The 14,022-nt window shown below is 60.1% G+C and carries 12 protein-coding genes and 1 pseudogene; 4 read left to right on the plus strand and 9 right to left on the minus strand.

Translation table 11 applies throughout. The features are described from left to right. The first annotated feature begins 70 nt into the window (after nt 1–70). The gene (locus tag ACCQ15_RS16115) at nt 71–235 is read left to right on the plus strand and encodes a hypothetical protein (protein ID WP_506187843.1); all 165 of its coding nucleotides are present in this window, start codon (nt 71–73) and stop codon (nt 233–235) included. 313 nt (nt 236–548) lie between these two features. On the opposite strand, the gene ACCQ15_RS16120 is transcribed toward ACCQ15_RS16115, so the two are convergent. The 4 genes from ACCQ15_RS16120 to ACCQ15_RS16135 all read right to left on the minus strand — a co-directional run bounded on the left by ACCQ15_RS16120 (nt 549) and on the right by ACCQ15_RS16135 (nt 2,569). Further along, nucleotides 549–941, minus strand: a complete 393-nt coding sequence (locus tag ACCQ15_RS16120) for an H-NS histone family protein (RefSeq protein ID WP_008576847.1) — start codon at nt 939–941, stop codon at nt 549–551. Nucleotides 942–1,031: 90 nt separating this feature from the next. Next, on the minus strand, nt 1,032–1,424 hold the full coding sequence (locus tag ACCQ15_RS16125) for a hypothetical protein (RefSeq protein WP_008576845.1): 393 nt from the start codon (nt 1,422–1,424) through the stop codon (nt 1,032–1,034). A 110-nt stretch (nt 1,425–1,534) separates the two neighbouring features. Beyond that, a complete protein-coding gene (locus ACCQ15_RS16130; protein WP_496561807.1) occupies nt 1,535–2,221 on the minus strand; it encodes a thermonuclease family protein in 687 nt (228 codons plus the stop codon). A 189-nt stretch (nt 2,222–2,410) separates the two neighbouring features. Further along, the gene (locus ACCQ15_RS16135) at nt 2,411–2,569 is read right to left on the minus strand and encodes a hypothetical protein (protein ID WP_159065595.1); all 159 of its coding nucleotides are present in this window, start codon (nt 2,567–2,569) and stop codon (nt 2,411–2,413) included. Nucleotides 2,570–3,205: 636 nt separating this feature from the next. On the opposite strand from ACCQ15_RS16135, the gene ACCQ15_RS16140 reads away from it, so the two are divergent. Then, complete coding sequence (locus tag ACCQ15_RS16140; RefSeq protein WP_015471731.1) at nt 3,206–3,574, plus strand: hypothetical protein; 369 nt, start codon at nt 3,206–3,208, stop codon at nt 3,572–3,574. A gap of 43 nt (nt 3,575–3,617) precedes the next feature. On the opposite strand, the pseudogene ACCQ15_RS16145 reads toward ACCQ15_RS16140, so the two are convergent. Both ACCQ15_RS16145 and ACCQ15_RS16150 read right to left on the minus strand, forming a co-directional pair. Then, a pseudogene (locus ACCQ15_RS16145) lies at nt 3,618–5,051 on the minus strand (MobA/MobL family protein); the annotation flags it as partial. Between the two features lie 41 nt (nt 5,052–5,092). Continuing rightward, nucleotides 5,093–6,195, minus strand: a protein-coding gene (locus tag ACCQ15_RS16150; RefSeq protein ID WP_372166127.1) for an IS3 family transposase whose coding sequence is annotated in 2 segments (ribosomal slippage) — nt 5,093–5,937 and nt 5,937–6,195 — 1,104 coding nt in all. Because the reading frame shifts where the segments join, the coding sequence is not laid out codon by codon here. A gap of 24 nt (nt 6,196–6,219) precedes the next feature. On the opposite strand from ACCQ15_RS16150, the gene ACCQ15_RS16155 reads away from it, so the two are divergent. Together ACCQ15_RS16155 and ACCQ15_RS16160 are read left to right on the plus strand one after the other, a co-directional pair. Further along, nucleotides 6,220–6,507: a hypothetical protein gene (locus ACCQ15_RS16155; protein WP_372380795.1), complete on the plus strand. Its 288-nt coding sequence runs from the start codon at nt 6,220–6,222 to the stop codon at nt 6,505–6,507. Then, nucleotides 6,504–6,881, plus strand: a complete 378-nt coding sequence (locus tag ACCQ15_RS16160) for a hypothetical protein (protein WP_208617409.1) — start codon at nt 6,504–6,506, stop codon at nt 6,879–6,881. The genes ACCQ15_RS16155 and ACCQ15_RS16160 overlap by 4 nt, the downstream gene beginning before the upstream one ends. Nucleotides 6,882–7,039: 158 nt before the next feature. On the opposite strand, the gene ACCQ15_RS16165 is transcribed toward ACCQ15_RS16160, so the two are convergent. The 3 genes from ACCQ15_RS16165 to ACCQ15_RS16175 are packed head-to-tail and all read right to left on the minus strand — an operon-like array spanning nt 7,040 to nt 13,829. After that, a complete protein-coding gene (locus ACCQ15_RS16165) occupies nt 7,040–7,450 on the minus strand; it encodes a hypothetical protein (RefSeq protein WP_089111528.1) in 411 nt (136 codons plus the stop codon). Beyond that, the gene (locus tag ACCQ15_RS16170) at nt 7,447–11,007 is read right to left on the minus strand and encodes an RHS repeat-associated core domain-containing protein (protein ID WP_372380796.1); all 3,561 of its coding nucleotides are present in this window, start codon (nt 11,005–11,007) and stop codon (nt 7,447–7,449) included. Before ACCQ15_RS16170 ends, ACCQ15_RS16165 begins: the two co-directional genes overlap by 4 nt. Before the next feature lie 8 nt (nt 11,008–11,015). Further along, a complete protein-coding gene (locus tag ACCQ15_RS16175; RefSeq protein WP_372380797.1) occupies nt 11,016–13,829 on the minus strand; it encodes an RHS repeat protein in 2,814 nt (937 codons plus the stop codon). Nucleotides 13,830–14,022 lie beyond the last annotated feature (193 nt).

Raw genomic sequence — 14,022 nt, forward strand, 5'->3', positions numbered from 1 at the left:
TCCGACGATGGAATGACGGAAGGGTCTTGCGTGCGCCACGCGGCTTGCGCGTGGCCAGGGTAATGTGCCGATGGCAACACCCCAGCGAGTCTGTGCGATCTCTCACGTTGGCCGCGTCATCATTGCTTTCTCCCTGGATCAGGAATCAGCAGGCGTCAGCATCCATCGCCGGGATTTGCGCGGGAAACACGGCGAACGCTTTCTCGCAATGATTGAGCGCGTGGGTTTTGCTTGAAATCGGGAATTGAATGCGTTGTTTGAAGACACGCAACTTGCGGCACTCGAGCGTTCATTCCACGGCCAAAAGCCAGCAGACGCCACCAAAAAATCTGCGGCCAACCGGACTTGAAGCGTGCAAACACCACAACATCTATCGCTGCCAGATCATCAAAAGTCCGGCATGGCTCCGCAGACCAACGAAATCAGCCAAGTGTCTTGGAATAACACGCGCAAAGCAGGGCGCTGTGCGCCAGACATTCACCAAAAGATCGAAGGCCAAAAGCAACGCCTTGCCCATTGCGGGCCTTCGACATCCCTTGTGGGGCGACTCAACCCGGATACAGCGGGAAGCGCTTGTCCGGATGATTGGCTTTCCACTCTTTATAAGAGCTGGTGCCTTCCCAGGCCTTGAAGGCGCGCGGCGTACGACCACGGCCGGACCAGGTTTCGCCGGAATGCGGAATCCAGTACTTGGCGACCACTTCGCCGGTGGAAGACAGCGGCCCCTTGGTCTTGCCGGTCATCGCCAGCGAGGCGATCTGGGATTTTTGCTTGGCATTGAAACGGTTGCCGAACTGGGTAAGCACCTCGATCACCTGGTCGAAGGCTTCCAGCGTCTGGGCGTATTTCAGCTGCGCTTCTTCCTGCTCAAGCTTGCGCAGCTCTTCCAGCAGTTGAGCCCGGGCGGCGGCGGTGGGTGAAGCGGGCGAATCCTGGCGCATTGGCAAAACATGAGGTATGGGCGGGTCAACGAGTATTGCCGCTGGGCCGCCCAGCGTAAAGCGCCCGGGCCCGTGCGGGTCTGCTGGCGCTCAGCGATGGCGCAGCAGGGCGTGCTCGCGGGCCATGGTCAGGACCGGGCCGATTCGCCCGGCGCGGATCAGTTCGCTGCAGTGCTTGCCGACGAATTCCACCCGCGGCGTGCGAAACCACTGCACCACCCGATCCAATTCGCCGGCATTGATCGACCAGGCGTGGTAGACCGCCTCGCCCAGCTCCTCCACGCCAATCAGCCCGAGTTCGCGGATCTGTTCGGGATCGAGCGCGAACATGTCCAAGACCTTGCCCGCATTGTCCGGCGTGACATGGCCGGTGCGCACGTGCCTTGCCAGCCCGGCGCCGTAGGCGATCGACGCCACCCACGCAGACTCGGCACGGCGCATCCCCTTGATCAGCGCGCCGACGAGTTGGGAATGGGTGGTCATGCCTGCACTATGCGGCGGCGCTAGAGCCGGCTCAATCGGGATCTCCCCGACTCTGCGCAAGAAAATTCAGAAGCCGGGAGGCCAGCGGGCCTCGGTACGCCGCAGCACCATCACCGCCGCGCCGGTCTCCACCCCGCAGCAGCCGCTTCATTCACCGAACAGAAGAAGCGCTCGCCCTTCGCCGGCGAGATGCGCGTCTTTGCATAATCGCGCTGGCCCGGCATATGAAAGATCTTCTTGCCGTCACTGGAGATATTGCCCTTGATCCTGCAATTGCTTGGCGCCGATGCTGCAACCTGATGCGTGGTTGCTGTCCGCGCCTTCTTGTCGCGGCGGTAGTCTGCCGGCATCTGAAACGCGCCCTGCCAGAGATTGCGGCGCTGCTGCTGCGCGAGGCGCTCGTCTACCTCGAACGCGGTAGCGTATTGACGATAGGCGACCGCCCAGCCAGAGCGCACCATCCAGGCATTGACGGACTGCCCCTGCACGAAGCATTCGGCGACCGTGCGGCCATAACGATCGGTATCTTTCGGCTGGCAATGCACGGTCTTGTCCAGCAGATAGCCATCCAATGCCGCTGCAGCGCGGCGGCCGCACGGCCAGGCACTGCCATCGTGTGCATTGCACTGTTGCGCGCTCTCCGGCGCATCGATGCCCCACAGGCGGATGCGCTGATGGGCAACGGTGATGGTGTCACCATCGGTTACCGTCGCACGACCGACCAGCTCTGCAGCACTTACAGGTAAAGCAACAAGCACCAGTACCGACAACACCCAGCATCTCAACAACTTCAACAGCCACGTCCTTTCCAATCGGCAGACTGCGCTCCGCGTGTCTTGCCTTAGTGCCACTGCAGCCGGTCGGCCTGGTCAAGCATTCCATCGAACCTGACATCTGCGCCGGCAACCAATGCCAGCGCAGGGGCGGGCACTGTATGCCAATCCATCCGCGATGCCCATCCTTTTTGCTCGTTCTTTGTGCAGGCTTCAGATGTCTTCCATGCGCAGAGCGGGCACGCAGTGTGATGGATGGCGCGCAGGCAGATAAGCGCGCTCTGTCGCTATTGATGACACGCGAAAATTCGCTGGAGGATATTCAGCCGAAGCAATGACCAGACGGGTGCCAGAGGCGAATTTCTTCAGCATGCACATTGCACCACTCGCCAAGCACGATGCGTCATGTACAGCGCGGGACGCTGCCAACACCGAACGCGCGATGACCAACGTCGATGCGCTGTGGCTCAGAGTGATGCGCAATCGCGTAGCGCCGATCACCTGATCACCGGCTGCATCAATCGGGGAGAGTGAACTGCGTAGCGATGCGCTCGGCAAGAAAACGTGCCGGATATGGAGCGGGCGATGGGAACAGAATCTTCCCACGCCAACCAATTGATTTTCCTAGCTTATCCCGGAGTGGGGTGATCCAAAAATGATACCTTTGGTGATACCCGCGTGATACCCGCGTGATACCCGATCATAGCCAAGCGGGCGGAAGCGCTTCAAGGCCTTGTGCCTGCGAACCTCGGAATTCTTGGGGCCGGATAGGCCCCTGATCAGGTGGCAATAGTCCGCCCACCTGTCCCAGTCGTGCTCCCAGCAGCATGCGCAAGGTCAGCACTTTTTTAACTTCTAGGAAACGAAGAGGTTGTCTTTTGTCCGAAAAGGCATACGTGGAATGAAACTTTTCACCGCATTCAAATTTGTGAAATAGGACCGCAAGCGAGCTCTTGCGCAAAAGGGATCAACTGGTTGGATGGGTGCTTACCCCACACAGGAGCACCCATGCATCACCAAACGCAGATCCAGGTCGCCAGCCGCTTGCTCGGCCATCTCCTCCAGCAACGCACGACCCGCCTTCCACCTCATGAGGTCGAGGACATCCAATACGCGCTCGACCTGGCGGCCGAGCTGTTGAGGCTCGGCGGGCCAGGGCCGGCCGGTCAAACGCAGGCATCGACCATGGCCCCTTCCCAGCCCATCCTCGTCAAACGATCCGTGGTTGATCGCAACGTTGTGCCGACCATGCCCGCTTCAGTCGAGGAGTGGCGAGAGGCGCGCAAGAAGAAGAACAAGGACAAGGACAACGTCCCCCGCCCCAAGGAGCCCATTGGGATTGAACGCATAGACCTGCGCCCTCGCCCCCGGCACTAAGGCCAAGAAGAAAGCCCCGTATCTGCGGGGCTTTTGACATCCATCAGGGGCGTGTCCGACGGCGTGTTGGTTGCGGCACGGGCATCGGCATTGGGGAGGGCTTGGGCGCGGGAGCGGCCTTGACCGACTCAACAGGCCGGCTCGCGATGGCGAGCTCAGGACTCACAAGAACCTCCACGCTCCACTGCTCCACCTCAGCTGCGCGGATCTCAATTTCGTTCTCGTAGTCGTTCCAACGCTGCTCAGAAACTGCTGCCCGTGCTGTCGCCAGTTCGACTGTGCGTCTTTCCAGCACCGCCAACCTTCGCCCCCGCCGCTTTTCCCATTCTTGAGCGGCCCACTCGCCGTCGGGGCGAGGATGGTCGCCGCTGAACTGCTCCCATGCTTGTTCGGCCAAGTGGAAAAGCTTCTCGGCATGCCCCAAGGCACTGGTCCGCTGGGAGAACTTCAGCACACTCCGCTTCAGCCGGCCCAGGCCTTCCACCAGGCCGTTGAGCCACCTGCGCAAATCGACACTGTCGACAAGGGCAGCTGCACGCGCGGTCCACTGCTCCACCACGCGCTGCGTAGCGGTCAACGCCAGGTCTGGCCGGGTCGAGAGGATGTCCGCTAGGTCTCGAGCCGCCTCGGTGACCAGCTCACTGATGGGGCGCAGGGGTCGCATCTCGGTATCTTCCGCAGGCCGACCCAAGGCATCCGAGAGTCGCATGCCGCGGAGCCCATGGATTTCCAACCCAGGCACAGCGGTTTGAAGCTCGTTCGTAGCACCAGCCCGGCGTCGACGGTCGCGCCGCGCCTGGTCGTGGCTATGGCCGCTGGGGTTCGGAGTTGCCCTACCCTCTTGCTTGGCTTGAGCGAGCAACCGCTCGAAGGCCTCCTCGTTTTCTCCAACGATGCGCGCGTTCTCTGCGGCACGGTCGGTCATGACGCCTTTGCGCGCCAATGCCGTGGCTGTCTTGCCCATGTGTTTCGTGGGCTGCCGGGACAAGACCATCGCCTCGGCCCAGTCGCCGCGAGCCAGGGCTTCTTCGGCCTGGACTTCCAAGCGACGGTGGTCGACCCGCGCATCAATTCCCGCAGCGGCCAAATGCTCGTTGATCGTGGAAGCCATGGTCTGGCGGATCCACTCGATCTCAATCTTCCCCGACGCTCCGCCGTCCAGCTCCCTCGTTTTCTCGGTAAAGCCTTCGGGGGCCAGCCTGCGCGTAGTGGCCAGCAGGTGCACGTGATGGTTGAGCCCATCGCGGGAGCCCGGCGAGTGGATGCTGGCCTGCAAAGCGAAACCGTAGCGGGCGACCAAGGCTTGCCCGATGGCCACCGCGAGCTCAGACCGTTGCTCGTCATTGAGTTCGTGCGGCAAGGCGACTTCGAACTCGCGGGCCACTACCGAGTTCTTTCGGTTCTCCGCCGCCTCGGCTTTCGGCCAGAGCTCCCCAGGGATCAACGCCCAGTCGGGCGCGTCCTGGGGAACCAGGCAGATGGTCTCCGACGTCCCCCCGCCCTGAGTAGCGGTCGGGTTTAGAGTCCGGGGTTGATGATATCGGTGTTTGCCAGATGTTGGGCATAAGCGGACGGCGTCATGCCGCCAATTGCTTTCTTCGGTCGGTCCTCGTTGTATTCGCGTCGCCAGCGTTCGATCTCGGTGCGCGCGTGCAGCAACGTCGGGAACCAGTGCTCGTTGAGGCATTCGTCGCGTAGTCGGCCGTTGAACGATTCAACATAGGCGTTTTGATTTGGCTTGCCGGGTTGGATTAGCCGTAGTTGCACACCACGGGCATGTGCCCAGACGACCATCGCTTTGCCGCAAAACTCCTTGCCGTTGTCGGTGCGGATCACCTTCGGTAAACCGCGACTGTGTGCCAACCGATCCAGCACGCGCGCAACGCCGTGCCCGGAGATCGCGCGTTCCACCTCGATGGCGACCGCTTCGTGCGTTGCGTCGTCCACGATCACCAGACACTTGATCACTCGGCCGTCGGCGGAGCGGTCGAACACGAAGTCCATCGACCACACCTGGTTGGCCTGCGCTGGCCGCAGCAGCGGCTGACGCTCGCCAACCGGCACCTTCTTGCGCTTGCGGCGCCGCACTTGTAGCTGCTGCTCGCGATACAACCGCTCCACGCGCTTGTAGTTCACCAGGCGTCCTTCCTGTCGCAGCTTGAGATAGATCATCCCCACGCCGTAGCGGCGATGGCGATGCGCCAACGCAAGAATGCGCTCGCGCAGTTCGCCATTGCGGTCTTGGCGTGGGCAATAGCGCAGCGCGCTGGCGCTCATGCCGATCGCCGCCAAGGCGCGACGCTCGCTGGCACCACGCCCGATCCACTCGCGCACCAGCGCACGACGCGCCGGTGCGCTCACCACTTTTTTCGCAACGCATCCTTGATCAGGTCGTTCTCGAACAACTGCTCGGCCAGCAACTTCTTTAGCCGCGCGTTCTCGGCCTCAAGATCCTTGAGCCGCTTGGCGTCGGGCACGCTCATTCCGCCGAACTTGCTGCGCCACAGGTAATACGAGGCCTCGCTGAAGCCATGCCGCCGGCACAGATCCTTGATCGCCACACCGGCATCAGCTTCGCGCAGGAAGCCGATGATCTGTTCTTCAGAAAAACGCTTCTTCACGTCCAATCTCCTTGGGGTAGGGAATTGGACTCCAAACTGAGGTGCTACTCAAAATTGGGGGGACGTCGGTCTAGCGGCAACGCCAAGCAGGCGCTGGTCGCGCTGCTTCAGCAGAGTGGCGCCGGCCAGGTCACCGACATTCAAAGCTTCGAGCTTTCTGGCTGCGTGGAAGCGGAAGGCGCTGACGGCTACCACTGCGACACGCGCGGCCAGGTGGTCCTGGAGATCGCCGGTCGGCAGGTCCCCGTGCCCGTCAACAAGAACTTGCGCTATGCCAAAGCGGACGGCACGTGGAGGGCCTACGCCAAATGAGCATGAAGACCGATTCGATGGCAGGAACGTCCGTCGATGCCGTGGGGGCTGGCGGGGACGGCGTGAAGCGCACTGCTCCCAAGAAAGTCATGACGCCCCACAACCGATTCTTCTGGTGGTTCTCGCTCAGCCTGCTGTTCCTGGGACCCTTCGGCTTCATCATTGGGCCCCTGATGGCTCGGCGAGGACTGCGGAAAGCAGAGCGCTTTTACGCTCTCGGGGCGCATATGGCACGCCAGCGTGATCGTGGCTTCAGCTGGTGGCAGTGGTGGATCATGACACCGCTGACCATCATGGGGGCTTTCTGGGTCACCTCGGTGCTGAGCGGGCTGCCCATGTTTCTGTTTGTGCTGTATGCGCAACTAACGCGGTAGACAGCAAACACTCCTCAAGGATGCGACGGTGGCCTGCTGCTGCGTCCCAGGCGCCGTAATACTGTTTCGAGCGCCTCCAAGGTGAAGTAAGCACCCTGCCCCGGCTTTGACTCCACATCGACGAAGCCGTTGGCGCGACGGATCGTGCCGCAAATCTATTAATGACTCAAGGCGAAGAGCCTGCTATCGCCCTGCTGGGCTGACGTTTCCAGAATCGTTAAGCCCTCATCTAATTCATAGCGAAAAAATACGTCTGCACAGTAACCGTCGCGATGCTCAAGAAATATCTGGATCGCGTCGGCAACTCGACCCTCCCCAGCAGCCAGATCGATATTTGTCGCAACACCAAATACCCTAACCCCACCCCTGGCTGCCAAGTCACGAAAAGACGCTTCAATCCGATCAGCTTTCTCGCGCACAGACCCTCCTTCCACTCCCACCTGCACGATTTCTCCAGAATCACTTAGGTATGCCCCAAAAGGATGGAACTCACCATGCCGTGCAAGCATCTTCTTAGCAAATTCCAACAATTCCGCCATCAACTTTTCTGCGTCTTTCTTTTCAGTCATTTCAGTGGCCCCAAATCATCACGCCGAATCACCTTTGACTGCTGCTCTACCGTTTTACTCACCTTCGTGTTTTCTCCGGTTACCACAACATGATCCCTACCTGTGTTATTCGCATGCTCACGTTGTGCCTTCAATTGTGCAGTATCGCTCACACGCTTTGTATCCTTGATTTCACCTACTTGCCTTACATTTTGGAAGTCAGGAATGGTAGATCCGTGTGACGTGACAATTTTTTCTGTGTTCTTTACTTCTCCTATTGCATCAAGAACACGGATTTCGGAAGCCACACCCCTCACCAGCGCAGCAGGAGCGGACGCAAGAGCCCCCCCGGGGCCATCTCCAAACTGCGATAGGAAGAGTTCCAACGAGGCACGTAGCGTAATCTCTGCATGCTCTCCCTGGGCTCGGTGAAAATCACTAATTAGAGCTGGGTCGCTGGAGCCAAGTTTGTTCTCCGTTGGGATTGTCTGCCTTCCATCCGGATCAGTGAACTTGTAAGGATTGTTGTTTGCATACCAGTAGCGATTGAAGTTAGCCGCCAACACCGAGTCCGCGGCCACCGGATCCACGCTCAGGAAACGGCCAAGGTCCTGGTCGTAGTAGCGCTGCTGCATGTAGGTCAGCCCGGTCGCCCCGTCCATGGCGTGCCCGGTGTAGCCGATGCCATCGACCGTCTTGCCGATGGGGCTGCCGTAGGGCTGATAGTCGGTTCGCTCTACCACCTGCCCGGCTGTATCCGTCACAGCGATAGGGCTGCCCAGCGCATCGGTGTGCTGAAATCTGATGGTTCCTGAGTTACGGGTGGCAAGCAGGCTCCCATTGAGATAGACGTATTCCATGTTGCCCTTGCCCGACGCCTCTGTGTAGAACAGCTGGCCAGCCTGGGTATAGACCTGAACGGTCCGCGTCGTGGGTCGGCCAGCTATCGTGCGACGGCCGTAGGCATCGTAGGCATAGCTTTCCTTGCCGGTGACATCTCGCAGACGATTTCCGTAGTCAAAGGTATAGGCTTGACCGTTCTTGTTCTTGAGGTTGCCCTGCGGGTCGTAGCTCAGCCCGACGGTGGTGGCGCCCGCATTGTTCTGGACATTGGTCAAGCGGTTCTTGGCGTCATACCAGTAATTGTTCTCGCGCACACCTGGAAGCTTGGCGGTGAGGATGTTGTCCAACACGTCGTAGGTGTAGCGGTTCCAGTTGTCGCCGCCGAACCGCTCCGAGCCGGCCTCCATCAGGCGATCCAGTCCGTCATACCCCATGTAGCGGTTGTAGGCCGTCCCCCGCTGCTGATCGATGATGGCGCCGACGTTTCCATTGGCGTCGTATTGATACTCGAACGAAGCGACATTGTTGTCCCGCACCTGCTGGGGCATCTGACGCCCGTTGAGCACGAGCGAGTGGCTCACGCCATTGCCATAGGTGAACTGCCGCGCGGCTCCATTGGGGTAGTAGCCAATACCGGAGGCGTAGACGTTCCCAAATTGATCGCGCACATCGGTCGGCTGACCAAGAGCATTGGGCGCATAGTTGATTGACAGCCCAGTGGGATAGGCCTGACTTGCAAGTGCTCCGTTCGCGTCATAGCCGTAGCCGATGGACCAGGTATACCAGCCGGTTTGACCAGACGATTCGGATGTCAGCATCCGACGTTTGTTGTAGTTGTAAGCATTGACGACAGATGAGCTACCGGCATCGTTCCAGGTCGTGACCTGTGCAGGCAGTCCGTCCGGCGTGTAGGACCAGTCCTGGTTGCCATTCTTGTCAGGGAAGCGCAGGGTCTTGAGGCGATTGCGAGTGTCGTAAGTGCGCACCACCTGGCGGCCACTGGCAGCAGCGGCTTCCAGGTCGCAGCTGGTCGTGCTGGGAAGATCAAGGCCACTGGCCGACCAAGCCAGATTGCCAGCCGCGTCATAGGCCATGACGGTCGACCCGCTCTCGGGCTCAATCACTTTGCACAGCTGCTGGTTCGCATCGTAGACGTAGCTACGGGCCGCCAGGCCAACGCCATGCTCCACCGGTGGCGGCGCCACCACCTGCACGACCTGGTTGCTGGATTCATTACCGAAATCACCGGCACCATCGCGCATTCGCCAACGCAGGTGGTAGCCGCCCGCACCAAGGGGAGCGCGGAGGCTGAAGTTGAAGTCCACACTGCCGCCAGGCGGAACATCGGATGGCAGGCCCACTTCGCCTGGCGACCATCCTCGCGTATCGCCAACCAACACAGCCCGATAGCCCTGCCCCTGGCGCCAGGTGATATTTCCCGTGTTCGTGAACCGCACTGACCCGGTGACAGAACGTCCGGTTGGGAGCTGCGCAGGCATGTTCTGAGATACGAAAGCAGCATTACGCTGCATGGCAGGAATCGAGAGTGCACCCGACCCATCAATGAGGGAGTTGTCCCGACCGACCGGAGAAATGCCATGGATATAGAACGGCTTGCCGCCTTGGCTTCGAATTAGATCTTCGGTAACTGGAATTGAGAAGCGGTAGTTGCTTCCTGACGATGAGCAAGCGCTGGCAACGCCCGGTTCGCTTGCAAGGTTTGCACTGGCGATGGCCGCAATCGTGCCGCTGCCAGCGGGCCCGCCCGCATACATATGGACGTCAATCGATCGGCGTAGTCCTGCAGAACACGCCCAACCGACAATCGCCTTGTTGTCCTGGATACCCTCGATCCGCCCTTTGATCACCGATGCAGGCACGGCCACTGCGCCCGAGCCAGAAATGGTGTCGTTCGATGCGCCTACAGGAGACAGACCATGGATATAGATGGACTTACCGCCGTTCTGGATGATGAAGTTCTCATCGATGGGGAACGAGAATCGGTAGTTGCTGCCCGAAGCACTACAAGCGCTAGCGATACCGGCATCACTTGGCAATGTGGCTGCCGTGGCCCCCGCGAAGGTTCCCGAGCCAGCGGAGCCCCCCAGATACATGTGCACATCGACCGAGCGGTTCAAATACGTTGAACACGCCCAGCCAGAGATTGAACTGTAGGTGACGCCGTCGATGTTGCCTTTGATGAGCGACGGAATGACCTGCACGGTCTGGGAGCCGAACCCACCGAACGACGCTTTTCCGTCCTGAAGCATCCGCCATACGAACTGATACTGACCGGGCGTTGTTGGAGCGGTAACGCTAAAGTTAAACGTCACTTTGCTGTCGATCGAGACAGCACTAGGCAGCTGGACTCGGTCTAGCCCCCAGGGACTCGCAACACTAGGAGTTCCTGCGTATCCCAGTTTATAGCCGAGGTTTGAACCCCACACCTGATTGCCAACGTTCTTATAGGTTGCGCTTACTGCATAGGTCTGCCCGACGACCATTTGACCGGGCGTGCTATACCCGATCCATTCTGCAGCGTTGTCAGGAACATCTGGACATACATTTCCCCGGCCTGCAGGCGATCCATCCGGGCACTGCCTTGCAGCCTCGGCCCTGCCCAAAAACCCCGACAGCAGGAAAAAACCAAGCACTAATGAAAGGAGGGAAAAGAAGAGCGACCTTCGATTGGCCATTATTTGAGTGTCCCTACAATCAGCCTTCACCGCTTCCATGCACGACATCATTGGGCACCCCGCTCGATCTTAACCGCCTTGCCGAAAACATCGCGAGCAATATTGGTCCTGCTGGACTCTGGTAGCTGCACCCACACAGGCGCGTCATAGACCGGTTGATCGAACACCTGGTAACCCGTGCGCGTCTGAGCACCTCGCGGGTTGGTGACTAGGGTTTGTGCGCCAGGCAGATACTGCGTGATCGTGGTCAGCAATCCCTGCTCGCTGTCCTGGGATATCGCTGTGGGCCTGCCCATCACGTCGAATTCGGTCCAGATCCCAGTGCTCGCCGCTTCGGTGCTGCTCGGGTAAGACGCAAAGACGGCCCTTCCCTCATGGTCGTAGGCGAAGCGCTTTACCCGCAGCGTTCCCGCCAAGTTTGCCGCGTCGTATTCCCGCGTCAACAGCGGCTGCCACAGCGCATCAAAGTAAGTGATCTTCTGGGCGTTCCCAGTAGTCACGGTCTGGCGCCAATGGCCGGCACCGATGCCATATTCGTCGCTACCCACCCGCTCGAACGTCTGTGCGCTCGAGTTCCACGCTGTGCTGTCGCCCGATGGGTAGTTCGTAGCATTCAGCCGGCCCATCGCGTCGTAACCATACGTGGTCGCAAATCCATTCTCGTCGGTGGTCTGGCGGATCCACCCGTTGTCGTCCACCGAGGCGGACTTGGCCGTGCCATCGGCATTTGCAACTGTCTGGGGGATGCCACGCTTCCAACCGGACAGGGTCGTTGCATTTCCTGAGCCATCCTTGACCTGGGCCAGGGTCCCATCGGGATTGTAGGTATAAGTCGCAACCACCTTTCCGTTGCGCCGCTCCGTCTGGGGCAATGCATTGGCACCATAGTCAATCTGAGAGGTCGCGATGCCTGTGTTGACGTTGCGAGCCATGGCGGTCTGTCCCAACACCCACGCCCCGCGTTCGTCGTAATACGTGGTTTCGTCGGTGCGGCTGTGCCAAGGACTGAACCGCTCAGTGCGCGTTGGCCTCGCGAACTCATCGAAGCACGGCTGCCCATTGCAGTCCGCGATGCGCCAAACGAATTGGTCGCCGTTGTCGATCGTGATCACCTGGCGCACAGGCCGCTGCCTGGCAGCCACGGTGTTGTCCCCGTAGTTGCCGGCTGGATACATGGTCCGCGCCGCGTAAGGCGCTGCATCGAACGCTGCGTAGTCGCTCATTTTTGTGCGCTTGGCCGTCGTCCCGTTCCATCCGAAGTCCTGCTGCAAAAGCAGACCCTCGTTGGACCAGTAGCGATTGCCAAACCGGTAGCGCGTGACCTGCCCAGCGGGATCTTTGACCGTGATGTCCCGCGTGATGGGGGAACCGGCATTGCATTCGACGTATTTGGCAGGGTCGCTGGGATTTGGGTAGGGGCTTGGCTGCCAGCAGTTATTGGGCGTGCCGTAGTCATACGTCCACGTGAGTCCCTGTGCGGGCAACCCGGGGCCAGAGATCCGACGACTGGTGACGGCCATGACGTAGAACTGGTAGGGGATGTCCGAGTAGGCCTCCTGGATCCGGCACACCCTGGGCACCCACGACCGTCCCATGAGCATCGAGTTGACCGTGTAATCGCTGCGAGCGCCCGTGGGCGCCGTGATGCTTCCGACCACGTTGGTGCGTGACCACGGGCGGATGTTGTCGCAGCCTGGTGGCTGGCCGTAAGTCACACGTGCACGGGACAAAGCGAGCAAATCGAAGGTCCAGCTGCTGCCGTCAGGCAACGTCACCGTGTCCAGGGTGTCGCTGTAGCCGTAAGACCATGTCCGCCCGCCAGTGGTCACTGACGTGATGGTGTTGCCGTCTCCCCCGGCATACGACAAGTCGATTCGACGGCCGTCACTGGCAACGATGCTTAGCAGCTGCCAAGGGGCGCCAGGATTCCAGTTGTACGTCACCGTGTTGCCGAAGCGATCGGTCACTCGCGTGGGATAGATCAAGACCTCTTTGCGAACCAAAATGTAGTTGTTGGCCACCATGGGAACAATGTTCCCGATACCTGCTGTCGTCATGCTCGCCCCGCCAGCAGATGCCGTGCCCACCGAATTGGCTTGGGGAACAGGCGACGACTTGCTCAAGGCTGGATACGTGCGCGAAACCATGTGGTTGAACGCATACACGCTGCCCTGCGTGTCGACCAGTTCAAAGCCTTCGCCACGAGCACCCGACTCGCTGGCGCCATCGAGCGACGCCAGGCAGCGGACGGCAGAACCATCCTTCAAGACGATGGGATAGGTTCTGCCATCGTTCGGCCGCAGCGCCTGGGCTGAGGTCTGCAAAAGCTCTTGGTCCCCGCTCCCTGGTCGATAAAGAAAGCTTCCCCTCCAAAACTCCGAAGGGTCAAAGTAGCCACCTTGATTTTCAAAGGCAGGGGGAACCTCATAACGGCTACAGCGGCTGTAAGCCGTCTCCCGAGTCCCGTTGACCACCCAGCCATCGGGCGCGATGTTCCCACCCGGAAAGCCGAAGACACCATGCATGTAGGGGATATCCAAATCCCAAAGTTTGAAGTGGCCCTTCGTCGGGCTGCCCACCGTGAACCGACGACCTACACGGACTTGGAGCGCATTGTTGCCTTTCAGATCCACATCGGTCTGGACGATCTCCATCGATCCCGTATAGAGGTTGATGCTGTCCCCGAAGAGCTTGTCGCCGGGGCTCTTCACCACTGCGCCCGATTGGATCAACTTGCCATAGTCGTCGTAGACATCCTCGGCCGCACCCAGTGCAGGCGACAGTCCGACCAAAGCGGCCAGCGCCAATCCAAACACGCGTCTCTGACGCGAGGTCCCGCCCGATTCCATAGCATCTTCCAAGTTGACGACTGACCAAGGCCAGCACGAAGCTCATCGGTGTCCATGGGCAAGCCAATGCTGCGCACAGCAAGCAGCAGCGCTCGCCCACGCAGGCAATGGCCAGCCTTAGGTAGAAGGTTTCGAGAGCGCGCGAAGCGCGACCAGCAGTCATTCCCCAATGCTCTCGCGCTGACGAAGGTTGCTCAGAGCCATG

The sequence above is a fragment of the Xanthomonas sp. NCPPB 1754 genome, assembly GCF_041475725.2.
Taxonomy (GTDB): domain Bacteria; phylum Pseudomonadota; class Gammaproteobacteria; order Xanthomonadales; family Xanthomonadaceae; genus Xanthomonas; species Xanthomonas euvesicatoria.